18 protein-coding genes are annotated in these 19,944 nt (G+C 48.6%); 2 read left to right on the forward strand and 16 right to left on the reverse strand.

Annotated elements, in window-relative coordinates; all coding sequences use genetic code 11:
* Positions 1-144 precede the first annotated feature (144 nt).
* The 3 genes from DHL47_RS09750 to DHL47_RS09760 all read right to left on the reverse strand — a co-directional run bounded on the left by DHL47_RS09750 (position 145) and on the right by DHL47_RS09760 (position 2,334).
* Positions 145-900, reverse strand: a complete 756-nt coding sequence (locus DHL47_RS09750) for a DeoR/GlpR family DNA-binding transcription regulator (RefSeq protein ID WP_209551731.1) — start codon at positions 898-900, stop codon at positions 145-147.
* Positions 901-1,050: 150 nt separating this feature from the next.
* Positions 1,051-1,584 (reverse strand): isoprenylcysteine carboxyl methyltransferase family protein, encoded by a 534-nt coding sequence (locus tag DHL47_RS09755; RefSeq protein WP_128836962.1) that lies wholly within the window; start codon positions 1,582-1,584, stop codon positions 1,051-1,053.
* Between the two features lie 180 nt (positions 1,585-1,764).
* On the reverse strand, positions 1,765-2,334 hold the full coding sequence (locus tag DHL47_RS09760) for a GNAT family N-acetyltransferase (RefSeq protein WP_128836963.1): 570 nt from the start codon (positions 2,332-2,334) through the stop codon (positions 1,765-1,767).
* Between the two features lie 129 nt (positions 2,335-2,463).
* Here DHL47_RS09760 and ald point away from each other — a divergent pair, with 129 nt between their 5' ends.
* On the forward strand, positions 2,464-3,576 hold the full coding sequence (ald, locus tag DHL47_RS09765; protein ID WP_209551732.1) for an alanine dehydrogenase: 1,113 nt from the start codon (positions 2,464-2,466) through the stop codon (positions 3,574-3,576).
* A gap of 45 nt (positions 3,577-3,621) precedes the next feature.
* On the opposite strand, the gene DHL47_RS09770 is transcribed toward ald, so the two are convergent.
* The 9 genes from DHL47_RS09770 to rplK all read right to left on the reverse strand — a co-directional run bounded on the left by DHL47_RS09770 (position 3,622) and on the right by rplK (position 12,000).
* Positions 3,622-4,611, reverse strand: a complete 990-nt coding sequence (locus DHL47_RS09770; protein ID WP_209551733.1) for a PhoH family protein — start codon at positions 4,609-4,611, stop codon at positions 3,622-3,624.
* Positions 4,612-5,002: 391 nt separating this feature from the next.
* A complete protein-coding gene (locus DHL47_RS09775) occupies positions 5,003-5,218 on the reverse strand; it encodes a YozE family protein (protein ID WP_128836965.1) in 216 nt (71 codons plus the stop codon).
* Positions 5,219-5,229: 11 nt separating this feature from the next.
* Positions 5,230-6,084: an RNA-binding virulence regulatory protein CvfB gene (cvfB, locus tag DHL47_RS09780; protein WP_209551734.1), complete on the reverse strand. Its 855-nt coding sequence runs from the start codon at positions 6,082-6,084 to the stop codon at positions 5,230-5,232.
* Between the two features lie 102 nt (positions 6,085-6,186).
* Complete coding sequence (gene frr / locus DHL47_RS09785; RefSeq protein ID WP_128836967.1) at positions 6,187-6,744, reverse strand: ribosome recycling factor; 558 nt, start codon at positions 6,742-6,744, stop codon at positions 6,187-6,189.
* A 19-nt stretch (positions 6,745-6,763) separates the two neighbouring features.
* A complete protein-coding gene (gene pyrH, locus DHL47_RS09790; RefSeq protein WP_209551735.1) occupies positions 6,764-7,489 on the reverse strand; it encodes a UMP kinase in 726 nt (241 codons plus the stop codon).
* Positions 7,490-7,671: 182 nt separating this feature from the next.
* Complete coding sequence (locus tag DHL47_RS09795; RefSeq protein WP_209551736.1) at positions 7,672-8,886, reverse strand: glycosyltransferase; 1,215 nt, start codon at positions 8,884-8,886, stop codon at positions 7,672-7,674.
* Between the two features lie 156 nt (positions 8,887-9,042).
* On the reverse strand, positions 9,043-10,488 hold the full coding sequence (locus DHL47_RS09800; RefSeq protein WP_209551737.1) for an APC family permease: 1,446 nt from the start codon (positions 10,486-10,488) through the stop codon (positions 9,043-9,045).
* Positions 10,489-10,690: 202 nt separating this feature from the next.
* Positions 10,691-11,380, reverse strand: coding sequence for a 50S ribosomal protein L1 (gene rplA / locus DHL47_RS09805; protein WP_128836968.1), 690 nt, complete (start codon positions 11,378-11,380; stop codon positions 10,691-10,693).
* Between the two features lie 194 nt (positions 11,381-11,574).
* Positions 11,575-12,000, reverse strand: a complete 426-nt coding sequence (rplK, locus tag DHL47_RS09810) for a 50S ribosomal protein L11 (RefSeq protein WP_128836969.1) — start codon at positions 11,998-12,000, stop codon at positions 11,575-11,577.
* Between the two features lie 151 nt (positions 12,001-12,151).
* On the opposite strand from rplK, the gene DHL47_RS09815 reads away from it, so the two are divergent.
* Positions 12,152-12,508, forward strand: a complete 357-nt coding sequence (locus DHL47_RS09815; protein ID WP_209551738.1) for a DUF3397 family protein — start codon at positions 12,152-12,154, stop codon at positions 12,506-12,508.
* A gap of 270 nt (positions 12,509-12,778) precedes the next feature.
* Here the strand turns inward: DHL47_RS09815 and DHL47_RS09820 are convergent, their stop codons facing one another.
* The 4 genes from DHL47_RS09820 to DHL47_RS09835 form a co-directional block, all read right to left on the reverse strand.
* Entirely contained in the window at positions 12,779-14,035 is a 1,257-nt protein-coding gene (locus DHL47_RS09820; RefSeq protein WP_209551739.1) for an ISL3 family transposase, read from the reverse strand.
* A gap of 112 nt (positions 14,036-14,147) precedes the next feature.
* Positions 14,148-16,493, reverse strand: coding sequence for an HAD-IC family P-type ATPase (locus DHL47_RS09825; RefSeq protein WP_209551740.1), 2,346 nt, complete (start codon positions 16,491-16,493; stop codon positions 14,148-14,150).
* A 169-nt stretch (positions 16,494-16,662) separates the two neighbouring features.
* On the reverse strand, positions 16,663-17,049 hold the full coding sequence (gene gloA2 / locus DHL47_RS09830; protein WP_209551741.1) for an SMU1112c/YaeR family gloxylase I-like metalloprotein: 387 nt from the start codon (positions 17,047-17,049) through the stop codon (positions 16,663-16,665).
* A gap of 172 nt (positions 17,050-17,221) precedes the next feature.
* On the reverse strand, positions 17,222-19,534 hold the full coding sequence (locus DHL47_RS09835; RefSeq protein ID WP_209551742.1) for a DNA translocase FtsK: 2,313 nt from the start codon (positions 19,532-19,534) through the stop codon (positions 17,222-17,224).
* Positions 19,535-19,944: the final 410 nt, after the last annotated feature.

Genomic DNA, 19,944 nt, shown 5'->3' on the forward strand with positions numbered 1-19,944 from the left:
GAGCCTCGCGGGCTGGGAGTGAAAAGGTTTGGGGAACCTTTTCAGCCTGAGCTTAGAAACAAAAGAGTGAAGGGAACCAAATTTTTCAAAATTTAGTTCTGTCCCACCTCCCAGCCTCTCGCTTAACATGGCAGCCTGCTGCTTTTATAAGAACACTTGGGTATATTCTTCCAATTCCTCATGGACATTGTCAGAAGAAAGGTCCGTGATGACAGCTGTCACCTCTGACAGGGGAGCAATAGGGGTGAAATCTTCTTTGCCGATTTTAGAAGAATCAATCAATAGATAGCTCTCTCCCGAACGTTCCAAAGCCAGTTTCTGCGTGTAGGCTTCCTCAAAAGAGGAAGTCAGAATCATGCCGTTTTTAATCCCGTTGCCACTGAAAAACATCTTGCTGTAATACATCTTATCCATCATGGCATTGGTCATCTCGCCCACAAAGGCCTGAGTAGTCTCCCGCATCTCCCCGCCCAGCAGAAAGACCTGAAAGGTATCGCTCTTCTTTTTAAAAAGCTCGTTGAAAATAGGCATGCAGTTGGTAATGACCCGCAGCTTCTCCCTGTGGATTTCCTCTGCCAGCACCTCCACCGACGTTCCCGGCCCCAGAAAAATCGTATCTCCCTCCTCAATCAGTCCTACTGCTTTCTTGGCCACCTGCCGCTTGGCTTCAATGTTTTTAAAGAGTTTTTCCTCGTGAGGGAGCTCCCGATAGCTCATCTGCCGATTGCTCTTGGCGCCGCCATGGATACGCGTCAGTATTCCCTGTCCCTCCAGCTCTATCAGATCGCGCCGAACCGTCATATCCGACACCTTCATGCTGTCCATGATTTCTGCGACTGTGACCGTTCCGGCCCTGTCTACCAGCTTAGCAATTTCTTCCAACCGTTTGATTTTTTTCATCTTATCACCATTTCATCACTTTTTGTTCATTATAAACTATTTTTCCCTTTTTTGCAGGGATTTTAATCGTTTTTCAAACATTTCTTTGATGAAAAAGTCAAAAAAAACGATGGGACAGATTCCCACCGCCTTCTCACATCCAGACGACACTTACTCGCCAGCAGTTCCGTTCGGGATAATGACCTCCCTGAGCAGCTGCTCTTCTTCCTTGATACGGACATACAAGGTGATGCAGTAGATCGGGAAAAGGAGAAAGAGCGCAAGATAAGCATGACAGAGCAGAGCCAGACCTAGCAGCTCAGGCACTACATTAAAGAAATAATTGGGATGCTTGACATTGCGGAAAAGCCAGTGGTCCACAAACTTGTGATCCTTGACCAGCATCAGCTTGATGGTCCAAACCGGCCCCAAGAGCTTGGCCACCAGATAGAGCATCAGCATAGAGAAAGCCAGCAGCACCGCTCCCAGCAAGCTGATTCCATCAAAATCCGGTCTGCGCAGTACCAGCTCCCCCAGGCAAAGCAGATAAAAAAGAATGTGCAAGTATTTCATGATGGTCGAATTTTTCACCCCATACTCTCTGCCGCCAGCAGCCAAAATGGCCTGCTCATTGCGGGAAGATGTCCTCAGAAACACCAGACGCAAAACAAAAACAAGTGCATATATCACTAAAGATACTGTCATAAAACCTCCTGATACTCTTTGAGCAGACAGTCCTTTCGTTTGCTGCTAGGACAACCAAAGCAAACTGTGCTAAGGAGCTAACAAAAGCCAAACTAAAGAACTATAAAATTTACGTTACAGTCTATTATATAAGGAGGCAGCCTGCCAAGTCAAGTTATTTGGCAAAAAAACTGAGCAGCATCACTCTGGCCGCTCATACTCCTCTTTGGTCAGCACATAATGGCATCTGGTCACTATCCGTCCCTCCCGATGTTTGTCCAGCTTGGCATAGGGCTCTTCATGGGAAAAGCGCATTCCAGATTTCTCCATGACCCGGCCTGAAGCTGGATTGTCACGGTCATGCACAGCTACTAGCTTATTCATGCCGAGTTTTTCAAAAGCCAGCCGGATGACCGCCCGATTAGCCTCTGTTGCCAGTCCCTGATTCCAGTATGTTTTGTTTATCACATAGCCGATGGCTGCCTTTTTCAGCTCAGCATCTACCTTGTGCAGGTCAATGGTGCCGATGAACTTGCCGTTTCCTTTCAGCTCGATGCCCCAGCGCCCCAAAGGACTGGCCAGGTAAATAGCAGCGATATTATTTCTCGTTTCTTGCAGGCTCTGATTGGTCAGAAAGACATAGCGCGTATTTTCTTCATCCGAAGCATAGGCAAACATGCTTTCTGCATCATCCAGCGTTACCGGGCGCAAGAGCAGACGCTCCGTTTCCAGTCTGCGGTTTTGGGATAGTTTGATATAGAGATTTTCCATCCGTGCCTCCTATTTTTTCTTAAAAGATTAGCATAATTCACTCATGAAAGCAATGCTTTCCGCTTTTTTCTTGATTTTTAAACCGCTTTCATATACAATTAAAACAACTTAAAAAAGGAGCTAACACTTATGTTAATTGGTATTCCAAAAGAAATAAAAAACAACGAAAACCGTGTCGCCCTTACTCCGGCTGGTGTTCACAGTCTGGTTGGCCGCGGCCACAAAGTGCTGATTGAGACCAAGGCCGGGCTGGGTTCAGGCTTTACCGATGCGGACTATCAACAGCAGGGAGCAGAGATTGTCCCTACCGCTGCTGAAGCTTGGGCAGCTGAGCTGGTCGTTAAAGTGAAAGAACCTCTAGCTGCTGAATACACCTATCTGCGGGAAGACCTGCTGCTCTTCACCTACCTGCATATGGCAGCTGCTCCTGAGCTGGCCGATGCCATGATTGCCGGCAAAACGACAGGCATAGCTTACGAAACCGTCCGAGATGAGGACGGCCATCTGCCGCTTCTGGTGCCTATGAGCGAGGTTGCCGGACGCATGGCCGTGCAAATCGGTGCCCATTTCCTGACCAAGCAGGCAGGCGGATCCGGCGTGCTTCTGGGCGGGGTTCCCGGTGTGCCCAAAGGCAAGGTCACTATTATCGGCGGCGGAATTGTAGGAACCCATGCAGCCCGGATCGCTCTGGGACTGGGAGCTCAGGTCACTATTCTGGATATCAGCGCCAAACGTTTAGCCGTCTTAGAGGATGTCTTTGGCCATCAAATCCAGACCCTCATGTCCAATCCTTTCAATATCGAAGAAAGTGTCAAGGAGGCCGATGTGGTCATCGGAGCGGTCCTTATCCCAGGCGCCAAGGCACCGAAACTGGTCACAGATAATATGGTCAAGCAAATGCAGCCGGGCTCTGTCATCGTGGATGTAGCCGTTGACCAAGGCGGAGTCATTGAGACAGCTGACCGTGTGACGACTCACGATGAGCCTGTTTACGAAAAGCACGGCGTGCTGCACTATGCCGTTGCCAATATCCCCGGGGCCGTAGCTCGTACCTCCACCATTGCCCTGACCAATGTCACCCTGCCTTATATTGAAGCACTGGCTGACAAGGGCTTCAAAGAAGCTATTGCAGAAGATGCCGGCCTGCGCGAGGGGGTGACCACCTATCAGGGCCGGATTACCAGCCAGCCCGTGGCGGAAGGTCTGGGACGGGACTGCACCTCTATTGATGAACTCGTTTAATCACAAACCAAAAGAGCAGATTTCCATGTCTGCTCTTTTCGTATGCTATTCTGTTTCTTCTGCATCAGATTTACCAGCATTAAGAGGAGCCGGCTCATAGGCCCGGATAATCTCGGCTACGACCGGATGGCGGACCACATCCTTGGCTGAAAAATGCACAAAGTCAATCTGGGAAATATTTCCCAATTTCTCCTGCGCATCGATGAGGCCGGACTTAACATTTCGAGGCAAATCAATCTGGCTGCTATCTCCATTGACAATCATCTTGGACTGGAAACCCAGCCGCGTCAGAAACATTTTCATCTGCATAATGGTCGTATTCTGCGCTTCATCCAAGATGACAAAGGCATCATCCAGTGTCCGTCCCCGCATGTAGGCCAAGGGTGCAATCTCGATAATTTCCCGCTCCATCAGCCGGCTGGTCTGGTCTTTGCCCAAAATCTGATAAAGAGCATCATAGACCGGCCGCAGGTAAGGGTCTACCTTTTCCTTGAGGTCGCCCGGCAGAAAACCCAGACTTTCCCCTGCTTCCACCGCCGGACGGGTCAGGATAATCCGCTTGACCTGACCGCGCTTAAGAGCCGTCACAGCCAGGGTCACCGCCAGAAAGGTCTTCCCGGTCCCTGCCGGGCCGATTCCAAAGACAATATCATGGTTTTTGACACTGTCCACATAGATTTTCTGGCCCAGGGTCTTGACCCGAATGGGCTTGCCGTAGCTGTCCTTGATAATCTCTTCCTCATAGAGAGCGACAAATTTGTCCATCTCCTGATTTTTTGCCATGGTAATAGCCGTCACCACATCAGGCGTTCCCACGGTCATCCCGCGATTGACCAAGACCAGCAGAGCCTGAATGACCTGACGGGCCTGCTCACAGTGCAGCGCGCTCCCCAGAATCTGGACAACCTCGGTCCGAGCATGAATCGTCACGCCCAGTTCCTGCTCCATCAGCCGCAGGTGGCGTTCGTTAGAGCCAAAAAGATGAAAGGAATCATCTGGATGGCTCAGCGTAATGTCTACTGAATGTTCCTGCAAACAATGAACCTCTCTTAGTTTGTTTTCCTATATTAGATATTAAACTTGTTCGGAAACCCTGTGCTGAGTCAGTTGGCCTTAAGCGGTCGGCACACAGGCAAACGACCCCCGTCCTTTCATTGCTAATGGAAAAGCCTGGGATCTTTTCCTTTGCCTCCTCAGTTTAGCCAAGCGAAACTTGGCTTGACCACAGCGGCAGCTGACCATGTCTGATCGCCGTCAACAGACTATTCGTCCTCAGTCTCTCACTATTCAAGCAAAGCAAAAGAAAGAAGAATCAGCCGTTTCCCAACAAGTCTATTATAACAAAGCAGCTGAGAAAAAACTATTCTCAGCCAGTCCGGTGTCATAATCCCCGCTGAAAATCAGCAGCAAACAAGTCCGGAGACCGTCAGTGGGCCTGATACTCTTCCCAGATCCGGTCAAAATCCCCCAGATTAAAAGAGAAACCAGCGTGCTCCTCCAAAAAACGGCTGACCTCGTCAAAGTCGTCTGTGTGTTTGGGAAAGGCCGGCTCATGAAAAGCCAAGTCCGCCAGAATAGCTTTGGGCTCCTTGCTCTTGGGATTGCGCTCTGTCATCAGCCAAGTGTAAAAAGATTTTCTCATGGTGTCCTTTCTTATAGCAACTCCGTCCCAGTCGGGTCCTGCTTGATTTTACCAGCCTTCATGAGGCCGCCCAGAGCTTTTTTGAACTGTCCTTTGGAAATACCGAAGGTAGCCTTGATGTCTTCTGGCGAAGACTTGTCATTGAGAGTCATAAAGCCTCCGTTGGTCTCCAGATAGGTCAGAATCATCTGGGCATCATTTTCCAGCATCTCAAAGGAGCGCGGTTTGAGGGAGAGATTGAGGGTACGGTCCACCTCGCGAAAGCCGATGACCCGCGCATCCAGCACCTGCCCCAGCCGCGGCTCGGCATAGCGCTCGCTGGGATGGATAAAGCCCAGCATATTATTTTCCGGCAGGTAGACAAAGGTCCCCGACAGCTTGAGCCGGTAGACAATGGCCGGCCAGTTTTGATTCTGCATATTATTGTAGGCCGGACGGGCCAGGCGCTGAAAGTCCTCCTGATAGGCCAGCTGCCCCCAAATCCGGTCTTTCTTGTCCACAGTCAGGCGGATATAGAGCTGATCGCCCTTTTTCGGCCAGAGTTCCTTGATCTCCGGCAGAATATCCAGGGACACGACAATCTGCTTATCAGGCAGACCCGTATCGACAAAGACTCCCAAATCCTTGCGGACCTCGGTCACCGTTCCCCAGCCGAAATGCTCCTGACTGGCTGTCACGTCACCTGTTGTCAGGCGCAGCTTCTGCTTCATATCGCTGTAGGCAAAGCCCTTGACGGATTCCCCCAGCTGATGCGGGCCTTCTTCCTTGGCCAAGGCATAAGTCTGACCGTCCTTTTGCACAAAGTAAAAGCGCTCATTTTCATCGGTGATGATTCCGACAATGAAATTGGCAAGATTTGTATTCATGTTTCCTTCTTTCTTCCTGCATGATGCAAGAAATTTCTAAGAAAACCCAGCCAGCAAAGCCAACTGAGTTTGACGAGGCGGGAATCCCCGCTCTATATTTCATTAAACTTCCAAGAGTTCTTTTTCCTTGTGCGCTGTCATGTCATCAATATGCTTCACCGCATCATCTGTCACTTTTTGAATCTCTTTTTCCAGACCTTTGAGCTCATCTTCGGTGATTTCCTTGGCTTTTTCCTGCTTCTTGGCCTCGTCCATAGCATCGCGGCGGATGTTGCGAACCGCCACCTTGGCATTTTCACCGACCTTCTTCACTTCCTTGGCCAAATCCCGGCGGGTTTCCTCGGTCAGAGCCGGAATGACCAGACGGATGACAGAGCCGTCGCTGGCTGGGGTAATGCCCAGATCAGAAGCATTGAGCGCACGCTCGATGTCCTTGATAGAAGACTTGTCAAAAGGCGTTACCAAGAGCACGCGCGCTTCCGGAATGGTAATAGAAGCGATTTGGTTGAGCGGCGTTTCTACGCCGTAATACTCGACATGGATGCGGTCCAAAAGACTGGCATTGGCACGTCCAGCACGGATGCTGCCGAATTCCCGGGCCAGACTTTGGTGCGAGTGGGACATTCTTTCTTTTGCTTTTTCTACAATTTCATTTGCCATGAGTTTTTAATCTCCATTCTTATAAATTATTTGATACCGTTGTTCCGATTTGCTCACCGATGACAACGCGTTTGATATTGCCTTCTTCGTTCATATTAAAAACGACCAGATCGATGTCATTGTCCATGGAAAGGGTTGAAGCCGTGGAGTCCATGATGCGCAGGCCCTTGCTGATCACATCACGGTGGGTCAGCTCATCAAACTTAACTGCTGTTTTGTCCTTCTTCGGATCAGCATTGTAAACGCCGTCCACGCCATTTTTGGCCATGAGAATGGCGTCTGCTTCGATTTCCGCAGCCCGGAGAGCTGCCGTCGTGTCTGTTGAGAAATAAGGAGAACCGATACCGGCACCGAAAATCACGATACGGCCTTTTTCCAGATGACGGAGCGCACGCCCGCGAATGTAAGGCTCAGCCACCTGCTGCATGGCAATAGCTGTCTGGACGCGGGTGTCCACGCCGACTTGCTGCAGCGAGTCTGCCATGACCAAGGCATTCATGACCGTTCCCAGCATACCGGTATAATCCGCCTGCACCCGGTCCATGCCGGCCTCTGCCGCCGGCTCACCCCGCCAGAGATTGCCTCCGCCAATCACCAGAGCAATTTCAATGCCTAATTCATGAACTTCTTTGATTTCTTCCGCCATTTTCTGGACGGTCTGAATGTTGATGCCGACGCCTTTTTCACCAGCAAGAGCTTCACCTGATAACTTAATTAAAATACGTTTATATTTAGGTTCTACCATTTTTCCACTCCTTATTTTATCTGTACTATTTTACCACAAATTGGAGTTTTTATATAGTTTTATTTCTTAAATTTAAAAATAAAAGGAACAGACCCGCCCATTTCACAGCAAAACCAGCCTGATCATCAGATCAAGCCGGCCGGGACCGAATACAGGTCAGCATAGCAGGACTGGCAGCCGCATCAGCCAGAGTAGGATCGGATCGCCTCCACCATTTCTTGGCAGCGGTCAGCAGCAAAGACTCTTTCTGTAATTCCTTCGGTTTGTGTAGAGTCAAAGGTGAAAATAGGCCGCCCCTGATTTTCAAAGCTCTGCAAAACATCGCGAAACTTAAAGGCATAGTTGATATCTAGATAAATATCACAGGACGCCATCAGCTGCTTGAGACGGACCGGCAGGATTGAGCGATGCAGGCGGATATTATCATGAGCCATCATGGCAACCAACCGATCAGACACAGCTGTATAGGCTGCCACATGAAAGAGACAGTCAGGCAGGGCTTCAGCCAGCTCTTCCAGCTTTTCCAATACATCGCAGTCAGTCAGAGTTAAGCACTCCAGCCTATAGTTCCCCGTGCAGGGCTGAGTGGACTTGCTTGGCTGCTGCAGGGACTTACTGGCAATGATAGAAGACCATTCCAGATGATTGTAGAACCACCAGACCTCACGCAGCCGCATATTTGACAGAAGGTCCCAAGGTTTTTGCCCTGAAATATAGTGAATAATCGCAGGCAGAGGAGACAGCGGAAGATCAAAGACAAAATCATGCCCGTACTGAGCCGCCCCCATATCAAAGCCGATTTGAAAATTGTAGCTGTCGTCTAATGGCCAATATTGATCAGCAAACAGCATATTTAAAATACTTTGGTCGCCCTCCAAGGCCGTCTCAATCTCTCTATCAGTCAGCTCGACCAACTGCTGGGAAATGTTCTCCTGCCGCCAGCGCTGATTGTTAATGAGCATGACCCCTGCATTAAAGCCAATGCCCAGCCCAAATGTCGCCCGTACTGCTGCAATATAGTAAGCATCCAGTTCCAGCTCAAACAAATGATCCAGATTTTGCGTCACAATCAGGTCGCAGTCCAGATACAGGACACGATCTGCCGGCACATACTCAGGAATAAAATAGCGGGCATAGGTCATATAATTGATATGGCCAAAGGTGGAATCCTGCCACTTTTGCCTCAAATCCTCACGAAAAAGCTTGACATCCAGCAGTTCATTGCCTGTCTCCCTCACCCTTTTGCGGGTATGGATAAACCACTCCTGAGGAATATCTTGATTAAAAACATATATATATATGCTTTCATGATAACAGCAAATCGATTTCAGCGTCGTCTCAATCTGCCGAATATAACCATAATCCCCTGCCAATACCACCGCTTTCGTCTCATTCATCAATTCCGAATCCCCTCTTTCTTTCACAAGCAAATCACTCTTCTTATTATAGCGGATTCTGTGGAGTTATTCAATGTCTCTTTCAAGCTTCAATCGGCGCAATTTCCATTAAAAAACCAGCTTTGCCATTGGCAAAACTGGCTGTGAAAGCCGCAGTCATTCGGCTTTTTTTCTTTCTCTTTTGGCCAAGATCGGCAGAATAACCCCCAGACTGATGAGGACGATTGGGGTCAGAATATTGGTCAGCAGCGAGAATTGCCAGCCAGCTGGATCCACTGCATAGTCCACTTTAGGTACCATACCCAGAATGCAGGCAAAGGCTGTGAAGAGGAAGCACCAAGCCCCGATTATAAAGCCAAGCTTCGGGTTTTTGGTAAATTTATATTCGGCATCCTTGTACTTTTTCCAAGCTTTATTGAGCAGCATGTAGGCCAGAAAAACCCAGAGATAGCGCATGGGCATGACGATAGAGTTGAGATTGGTCATCCATTTGACCAGGCCGTCAATCTCCTGAATACCGAAAATAGGCAGAACAATCAAGATACTGACCAATATCCCAGTCAGCAGGTAACCGTTAATCAGCACACCTTTCTTGGTCCGCTTGCGCAGCCAGCTTGGCACAAACTGCTCATCAGCATTATTGAGCAGAATCTGCAGAGGCGCATCAATAGAGAAGGCCAGCGCCGCAATCTGCCCAACCATATTGGTCAGAGCATAGACAACGACCAGCGTATTGCCAATTCCCCAGTAGCTGCCCAGCTTCTGAAAGGCCTGATAGGCACCGTTGCGCATCAAATCCTCGGGGATATTGCTGCCGTCAAAGAGCATGCCCATGGCCAGAGAGCCGAGAATAGCAGAAGCCCCGACCATGACAGCCATCGCAATCATTCCTTTTGGAAACTCCTTGGCTGGATTGCGGGTCTGATTGACATAAGGTGAGATTTTTTCAGCCCCTCCGACCGCAAAGACCAAGAGGGAAATGGTCGTGAAATAGGAAAAATCAAAATTGGGAATGTAGGTACTGATCTTATCCATATTGGCCGTCGCAAACTGCATGTCGGTTTTGATAAAAGGCGCCCCAACCGCCAAGAGAACAAACAGCAGAGACATGACCAGCATGGCACTGCCGGCCAAACCGCCGATTAGCTTCAGCGCAGCCAAGCCCTTGGTCGAAAGATAGAGAAAGGCCCCAAAAATAAGCAGACTGAGAATGACAATCCAATGAATATCCAAGCTGCTCAAAAAGTCACCATTACCATGCAGCGCCCAGCCCAGAGGAATCAAAATCCCCTGCGGCTTCTGGGCCAAGTAGGGAATATGCACAACCCAGTAGGTCCAGGCGGCAAAATAAGCCAGCCGCTTGGTCGAAGTTTTTTCGACCCAGTCGCTCACACCGCTTCCGCTCTCCTTAAAAGTCGAACCAAGCTGTCCTACAATCAAAGCGTAAGGAATAAAATAAATAGCCAGAATGAGAATCCAGGATACAATGACCGAAATCCCCTGCTGGGCGTAATTGTTGACGACATTGCCCAAGCCCCAAACCATGTTGAAGGCAATCAAAGACACCATTAACCAGGTCAGCTGGTTCTGCTCTTTTTTCATAAGTTTCCTTTCTCCTTTTCACTAATATGGAAATAATTGATTTCAATATTATTATAACATGTTTTTCTTGATTTGGAAGCCTTTTCCCTATAAATTATGAGAAAATATTTTAACACTCCTGCTCTTGCAAAATCAGCAGCAGCTGAGGCAGGAGCGGCTGGACAGCAAAAAAAGAACCGCCGAAGCAGTTCTCTTGTCATCTTTAAAGTGAGTTAACATCAACCTTGATTCCCACACCTTGGGTAGTCGTGATGGTCAGGTTGGTTACGTAAGTACCCTTAGCAGTAGCTGGTTTAGCTTTTTGAATCGTATCGTTGAAAGCCTTGAAGTTTTCAACCAACTTGTCAGCGTCAAAGGATACTTTACCGATGATGGCCTGTACGTTCCCTGCACGGTCTGCACGGTAAGTGATTTTACCGCCTTTAGACTCTTCCACTGCTTTTGCAACGTCCATGGTTACAGTACCAGTCTTAGGGTTTGGCATGAGGTTACGAGGTCCAAGGACACGTCCCAGACGTCCTACAAGTGCCATCATATCAGGTGTAGCGATTACGACGTCAAAGTCCAGCCAGCCGTCGTTGATTTTAGCAACCAGATCATCTTCGCCCACGAAGTCTGCACCGGCAGCTTTTGCCTCTTCAGCCTTTGCACCACGGGCAAAGACCAAGACACGCTGGGTTTTACCAGTTCCGTTTGGCAGCACCATCGCACCGCGGATTTGCTGGTCAGCTTTTTTAACATCAATATTCAGGTTGTATGCAACTTCTACAGTCGCGTCAAATTTTGCAAAGTTGGTTTCTTTTGCAAGTGCTACAGCTTCTTCTACGCTGTAAGCTTTTGTGCTGTCGATTTTTTCAAGTGCAGCACGAAGTTGTTTGCTTTTTTTAGCCATTTTTTTCTTCTCCTTGTAAGTGGTTCAATCGATTTTCATCTCCCACGTCACTTCTCGAAATGATGAAGTCTTGCGGGTCTCCGGCGACTTCCTTTTGACTGACAGGCCCCGGCTCCATAAACAGCACTATGTATCTGTCAAGAGCTGCCCCATTTCAATCAAAAAATCTTCGCCCTTATTAAGGGTGTTATTGATTAGTCAGTAACAGTGAATCCCATAGAACGAGCAGTACCTTCAATCATACGCATTGCAGACTCGATGTTTGCAGCGTTCAAATCTGGCATCTTGGTTTCAGCAATTTCCTGTACCTGAGCACGGGTAACGCTTGCTACTTTCGTTTTGTTTGGCTCACCAGAACCTTTTTCAACACCTGCAGCTTTCTTAAGCAGAACAGCAGCCGGCGGCGTTTTGGTCACGAAAGTAAATGATTTGTCTTCGTATACTGAGATAACAACCGGAATAATCATACCAGCCTGATCGGCAGTACGAGCGTTGAACTCTTTTGTGAATCCCATGATGTTGATACCGGCTTGACCAAGCGCAGGACCAACTGGCGGAGCTGGAGTCGCTTTACCAGCAGGGATTTGCAGTTTTACAAGTTTTTCGACTTTTTTAGCCATTTTTAAATCCTCCTTTGTGGTTTTGGCGGTAAATAAAGATTTTTACCTCCCACAAGTATGCTTACCGCATACCTTTCTATTATACACTAAACTTTGCCAAATGCAAGGAATTTTAGCTTCTTTTTTGCTTTTTTTGTGGTAAAATAATCTTATGACACTATTAATCAAGATTGCGGCTGTTTTGTTTATCTTTTTGACTCTGATTTTAACGACTATTACTGTGAGGGTTTTTAAATTACGGAAATATGGCTTGAATTTTGCGGACTTGGCTTTTCCGCTTTTTGTCGTGGAATTTTATATCATTTCCGACCAGGCCTATTACCACAGCCTTCTGCCCCAGCTGGGCTTAGCCCTGTCAGCTCTGGCCATTGCGATTGCCATTTATTTCCTCAGAAAGAAAAGAACCTTTTACTATCCAAAATTTTTCAAATTCTTCTGGAGGGCCGGCTTCATCTTGACCTTTTTTCTCTATGTAGCTATGGTGATTGGACTCTTTATTGCAAATTAATCCTCAGCAAAGCTCTCTTCAAGTGCGTCATTTCTGACAGCGGGTGCTTTTTCAGCCCAGTCCCAGACATTCGAAAGCGTGGCAGGAGACGGCCGAAAAAGCAGGGTTCTTCAAAACTTTACCAAGAATCTTATCAAAAAGCAGGGGCAGAGACAGCCATCATGGGAGGCTGTCTCACTCTCTGAAAAAAAAACAAATAAACTTGCTTGAGGGCGCTTATGCTGCCCTCCTTTTTTGGGCTCTTTGTCAACTGTAGTGGGTTGACTAAATCTAACATCGAGAGAGGACAAGATTTGTCTTCTCTTTTTTGATGTTGAGGGCAATGAAAATGCGGGTTCTGAAGTTGTCAAAGTTTCGAAAGCCAAAAGCATTGCGCTTGATGACTTTGATGAGGTTGTTGGTGGCTTCGAGTTTGGCGTTGGAGTAAGGCAGCTCTAGGGCGTTGACAATCTTATCCCTGTCCTTGATAAAGGTCCGAAAGACCGTCTGAAAAAGAGGAAGAGCAGAAGGGAGCGCCTCTTGTATCAAGCCAAAGAATTCATCGGGCTGTTTCTCCTGGAAGTGAAAAAGCAGGAGCTGATAGAGCTCATAGTGGTGCTTGAGTTCTTCCGAGTAGCTGAGCAGCTTTTGGACAATTTCCCGATTGGTCAGATGCATGCGAAAAGTTGGCCGATAAAAGCGTTTGTCACTGAGTTTGCGGCTGTCCTGCAGAATGAGCTGCCAATAGCGCTTAACAGTCCGATATTCAAGAGATTTCCGCTCGAATTGATTCATGATTTGAATGCGCAGCCGGTTCATAGCCCGGCTGAGGTGCTGCACGATATGGAAACGGTCCAGGACGATTCGGGCATTAGGAAAGAGTTTCTTGGCAATGTCGTAATAAGGGCTGAACATGTCCATAGTGATGATTTGAACTCTTTCCCTGATCTTTCTGTGATAGCAAAGAAAGTGATTTCGGATAGTGGCCTGAGTTCGGCCGTCCAAGATAGCCAGGAGATTGCCAGACTCAAAATCCTGAGCGACAAAGCTCATTTTTCCTTTCTTAAAGCTGAATTCATCCCAGCTCATAAGGGCAGGCAGGAAGTTTAAATCGGTCTTGAACTGAAACTCTTTGAGTTTTCGGATAACGGTAGAAGTGGAGACAGAGAGCTGCTCTGCAATAGCTGTCATGGACAGTTTCTCAATCAGTTTCTGAGCGATTTTTTGATTGAGAATGACCGGAATCTGATGATTTTTCTTGACCAGGTCTGTCTCAGCAACCCTCATCTTTCCGCAGTCCTTGCATTTAAAGCGGCGCTTCTTCAGCTTGATTAACGTTTTGAAGCCGGCCACTTCCAGATAAGGGATTTTAGAGGCTTTTTGGAAGTCGTATTTAGCCATTTTGCCAGCACAAGCGGGACATTGAGGAGGCTGGTAATCCAATTTGGCCAGCAGTTCTTTGTGAGTTCCTTGGTCCAGACAATCAATCAAAGTGATGTTAAGGTCTTTAAGATTGAGCAAGTTTGTGATAAAATGAAGTTGTTCCATATGAACCTTTCTAATGATGGTTTGGTCGCTTTTCATTATAAGTCATATGGGACTTTTTGTATACAATCAAAAAGCTCTATAATCCCTGCAGTGGATTTACCCACTACAGAAATTATAGAGCCCTTTTTTGAATCTTCAAGATAAGAAAATCTGTCAGCCACTGGAAGAATCGCAGCAGGATTTCCAAGGTGAGCGACAAGAGCAAGGTCATCGTGAGGGCTTTCAGGGAGAGAGCCGTCACACCAAATACGCCAGACAGCAACAAGGCAGCTCCTGTCATTCCCAAAATATTGACCAGCAGAATGCCCCATTTGACCTTGTTTAGCGGCTGAACCAGCTTATAGATCAGGGTAAAGCCGACAACTGCCAGCAGGATGATGGCCGATGTGCTGATTTCTCTGGAGGACAGGCCTAGCCCATAACCGCTGAAAACAGCCAGCAAAACTGCGATAAAATCAACCAAAGCTGCCGGGAGAGCATTCTTTAAAACAGTCTCTAAGAAACGCCCCCGAATCCGCGTGTTATTGGGCTCTAATGCCAGCAGAAATCCCGGAATCCCAATGGTAAAAGCGCTGATCAGAGACATCTGCGAAGCCTGCAAAGGATAGGTAAAGGCAAAGAGAGTGGATGCCAGAGCCAGCAGCATCGAAAAAAGATTCTTTACCAGAAAGAGACTGGCGGAACGCTGGATATTATTGACAACCCGCCGGCCCTCTGCCACAATATGGGGCATGTGCGAGAAGTCCGAGTCCAGCAGTACGACCTGCGCGATTTGCTTGGTCGCATCATTTCCAGACTCCATGGCAATGCTGCAGTCCGCTTTTTTCATGGCTAAAATATCATTGACACCGTCGCCTGTCATGGCAACATTATGCCCCTCGGCCTGCAAAGCCTGCACCAGCTGCTGCTTCTGCTCTGGACTGACACGGCCAAATACAGTGTAGCTGCCTGCTGCCTGGGCTATTTTTTTCTCCGTATCCAGCTCTCTGGCATCAATATAAGATGCAGCATGCGGAATAGCGGCTTTTCTGGCAACGGCAGACACCGTCACAGGATTGTCTCCGGAAATGACCTTGACTGCAACTCCCTGTTTTTGAAAATAAGCAAAGGTTTCCGCAGCATTTGCCCGAACAGGATTTTCCAGCAGAAGAAAGACCAGCGGAGAGACAGCAGCACTTAGCTCCTCCCCCAAAGAAGCAGCCTGATAGCGGCCGAATACTAGGACGCGCGCGCCCTGCTCCGCTTCCTCTTTGAAAGAATGCTGATACTTGGCCAAGTCCTCTCTGAGCACATATTCCGGTGCGCCTAGGACAAAGACGCCATTTTCAAAGGCTACAGCGCCGTACTTTTTCTGAGAGCTAAATGGATGCTGCTGGATGACGGTCCACGGAGCAGCAATCTGCTCCAAGTCTGGATAAGCGCGAATGGTCTCAATGGTGTCATTTTTATCTTGACTGGCAGCCAGATACTGACTCAAAGCGCTCTTTGCCTCCAGTTCCTGCCCGTCCACAAAGACCAGCCGGCTGACCGCCATGTCGTTTTCCGTAATCGTTCCCGTCTTGTCCACACAGAGCACATCCACCCGCGATAGGGTTTCAATCCCTTTCATGCTATTTAACAGAACCTGCTGCTTGGCAAGACGCACCGCTCCCAAAACCAGCGCCAGTGTCATCAAGAGATAGAGCCCCTCCGGAATCATCCCAACGATTGCACCGACCGTAGATGTCACACTGAGCTGCAGTGTTTCCTGATTGCTGATATAGCTTCGAAAGAAAAGCAGCAGCCCCATAGGGATAATGACTATGCCGATGGCCTGCACCAAACGATTAACGGCATGAACCATTTTGGACTCTTCCATACCGCTGACCTCTTTGGCTTTTTTTGCCAGCTGATTGATATAAGAATGATCGCCGACCTTATCCAGCCGGGCATAGCCTTGGCCTGCTGCTACAAAGCTGCCGGACAAAACGGCATCGCCCCTGTTTTTTTCGATTTCGTCCGCTTCCCCTGTCAGCTGAGCTTCATTGACCCTTATCGACCCTGACAGCAGGAAACCATCCGCATAAATCTGGTCTCCAGCTGCAAATACAACCACATCATCCTGAACCAGCTCTTCCACAGGAAGCACCTGTTCTCTGCCATCACGAAGGACCTTGGCTGAAAGAGTATGCAGGAGATGCATCTGATTCAGAACCTTTCTGGCCCGCAGTTCTTGAACAATCCCAATCAAAGCATTGGTGATGACAATGGGAACAAAGAGCAGATTATTCCAAGACTGAACCAAGACCAGCAAAAGAGCCAGCACCAAAAAAATAAAATTAAAGTAAGTAAAGAGATTGCCGCTGACAATCTGCCAAGTGGTCTTTTCTGTCGAAACCGTCACTTTATTGGTTAAGCCTTTTTGAATGCGCTCCTCTACTTCTCTCTGCGTGAGTCCCTGCGGCCGATTTGTTTGCATACATTCTCCAGTTCATTTCGAATTTCCTTTCCTCATTGTAGCAAAATCTCCAAACTTTTCATCCGACCTGAGTAGGAAACTGTTCATCTTCTTTGAAAAACCAATGCTGCCCGAAAAATGTCTCCAAAAAAGGACTAGCCTGATGGCAATCCAGCTCAGCAGAAGCGGCTTATTCGTGGAGCTCTAAAGGCAGGCCGTCTGGATCAAAGAAGAAGGCCATCTTGCGGCCGTCAAAGTCATCATAGCGCAGTTCTGTATGAGGAATGTCCAGACGGTCCAATTCTGCCAGGCAGCTTTCGACATCCTCCACCCGAAAGGCCAGATGCCGCAGGCCGGTATGCTCCGGATGGGGCAGGGCCGGCCTTTTTGGTGCGTCTGATTTGATAAAGATTTCCAGCGTCAGACTGCCCTGACGGACATTCAAAAGGATGTCCTTTTTCTCCGGCCGATAGTGTTCATCCAGCAGCTGGAAGCCCAGTTTGTCTACATAAAACTCCTTGGTCCGGGCATAGTCATGGCCGATGATGGCTATATGATGGACAGAGTCTAATTTCATTAAAAACCTCTTTTCTATAAAAAATAAGGAGCTGGAAAATAAGAATCACAGCTCCTAGTTTAATGCCTTATTTCACAGCAAATACTGGTAGATAGCCTGAGCACAGCCATTCTGGTCATAATCAGCCACAATCTCATCAGCACTCTTTTACCTGAGCCATCTTCCTTATTCCTTAAGTTTGCAAAACCTTGCGGGGCTTGGTGCCTTCAGCCGGTCCGATAACACCGGCCGCTTCCAGCTCTTCCATGAGACGGGTGGCCCGGTTAAAGCCGACAGAGAGACGCCGCTGGATCATCGAGGCGCTGGCTTTCTGGGTTTCGATGACCAGGGCCTTGGCTTCCTCAAAGAGCGGGTCGCCTTCATCTCCATCGCTTCCGCCGCCGTCCAGATCGCTTTCAGAAACTTCACCCGGATCAAAGCTGTCATCATAGTCAGCTTCGGCTTGATTTTTGACAAAGGCCACAATCCGCTCCACATCTTCATCCGAGATAAAGGAACCTTGGAGACGGACCGGATGGTTTTCATCAATGGGCTTAAAGAGCATATCCCCGCGTCCCAGCAGCTTTTCTGCCCCATTCTCATCCAGAATGGTCCGGCTGTCTGTCCCGCTGGAGACCGCAAAGGCAATCCGTGACGGCACATTGGCCTTAATCAGTCCAGAGATGACATCCACTGACGGCCGCTGGGTAGCTAGGATCATATGAATCCCGGCCGCCCGCGCCTTTTGTCCCAGACGGATAATGGCATCTTCCACTTCTTTGCTGGCCACCATCATGAGGTCAGCCAGCTCGTCTACGATGACGACAATCAAAGGCAGGGGTATCTGCTTGTATTCGGACTGGGCATTGTACTCAGCCACCTTGGCATTGTATCCAGCAATGTTGCGGGCACCGACTTTGGAGAAGAGTTCATAGCGGTTTTCCATCTCGTCTACGACCTTCTGCAGGGCTCGGCTGGCCTTGCGCGGATTGGTCACGACCGGAATCAGCAGGTGGGGAATGTCATTGTAGACAGACAGTTCCACCATCTTGGGATCCACCATCATAAACTTGACTTCATCCGGCCGGGCTTTCATCAGAATGCTGGCAATGATGCCGTTGACAGCTACAGATTTACCGGAGCCGGTCGAACCAGCCACCAGCAGATGGGGCATTCTCGCCAAATCAAAGGAACGCACCGAGCCATTCACGGCCTTGCCCAGCGGAATTTCCAAGAGCTTCTTGGCATCTGTCTTGGACTGCTCCCAGAGTTCTCTGAAGGACACCGTGGCGATTTCCGAGTTGGGCACTTCAATCCCGACCAGAGACTTGCCGGGAATCGGCGCCTCTATCCGCACATCCTTGGCTGCCAGCGCCAGAGCCAAATCATCGGCCAGATTGGAAATCCGATTGACCCGGACTCCGACTGCCGGCTTAACCTCGTACTTGGTGACAGACGGTCCGATTTCGGCCCGCTCCACCGTTGCCTTGATACCAAAGCTGGCAAAGGTTTCTTCCAAGATTTTGATATTTTCACGCACCAGCCGCTTTTCCTTGGACTGGTTCTTGGGCTTGTCCGGCGCAAAAAGACTGAGTGTCGGCAGCTTGTAATCCAGACTTTCCTTGGCCGTGAAGTCAACTTCAACATCGCCGCTGTCGTCCTCTTCTGCTGCTTCTGCATCCCGGCCGAAGTCCAGCGGCTCATTGGTGTCAACATCTCCCGTTTCAGCCTCATCATAGTCTTCTTGATCAAAGTCTACCGGCGTATGCGCCAGCAGATCCTCATCTAAGATTTCGCCTGTCTCAGGGTCAACTGCAGCTGCCTCTTCCTCCACCTCAATAGCCTGCATAGCTGCCTGAGCTGCTTTTGCCTCTTTTTCCATAAAACGCTGCTGCCGCTTTTCTTCCTGCTTTTCCCTCCAGCTCTGGAAAGCTGCCATGGCCTTTTCTGAAATATCATAGATAGACCAGGGACTCATGAGCAGGCCTCCCAAAAGAATGAGGAGCAGACCGAAGAAATAGGAACCAATATTCGAGAAAAGAAAAGAGATGGGCGCGTAGAGAAGGGCGCCCAGCAGGCCGCCTCCCGCAAAGGAGCTGACCTTAAAGGCAGTCAGATCTGTCAAAACCCTGCCCAGGGTCGTTGATAAGACAGTTGCCCCCTCCAATTTCAGAACACTGACAAAATAGGCTTGAAAAATCAGGCTGAGACCAAAGAAGAGGCTGATAAAGCCTGAAACCATGCCTTCATGTCTGTGCAGCCACTTAAAGAAGAAGAGATAAACCAAACTGGCAAAAATCGCCAAATAGGCCAGACTTCCGACTAAGAGCCGCAGCGCATTGTAAATGGTCACACCAAAAGCCCCCAGCTTGATTGCTGCAAACAAAAGAATCAAGGCCATCACAAAGGTGACAATCATCCTTTTTATCGCTTTTTGTCTTTCTAATTCTGCTTTTGTCGGCCGACGTGTGGTCCGGCCTTTTTTACTAGATTTCTTATTTGCCATAACTTTTATTATAACACATTTAAAGCTCGAATGTGAAACGATTTATCAGCTGAAACTGACTGAAAATGTAAGAGAAAATGCAGCTGATAGCCGGTGAAAATCTGCAGCTCCTGTCTTCCGTCTATCCGCTGTGCGCAAAAAAAGAATCAGGCTCAGCCTCATTCTCCCTGTCTTGTCTTGCCAGTTTAGAGTCCTTGTTTAGAAAGGCTCTTTTCATGCAGCAATGAAGCAACGAGGTCAGCTGCTTACGGGCCGGCCACCTAAGGCAGACTGACTCCAGATGACCTTCCCCAACAAGTCTGCTCAAAAAACCGAAAACGGCAAAATTGGCCGACGCAGATTGGCGACTGAGACAAAGGCGCCTCAGTCTTGCTCTGTTCTCACCAAGAATCCGTTGGACTACTGCAGCT

This window comes from Streptococcus panodentis, assembly GCF_017884005.1.
Classification (GTDB): domain Bacteria; phylum Bacillota; class Bacilli; order Lactobacillales; family Streptococcaceae; genus Streptococcus; species Streptococcus panodentis.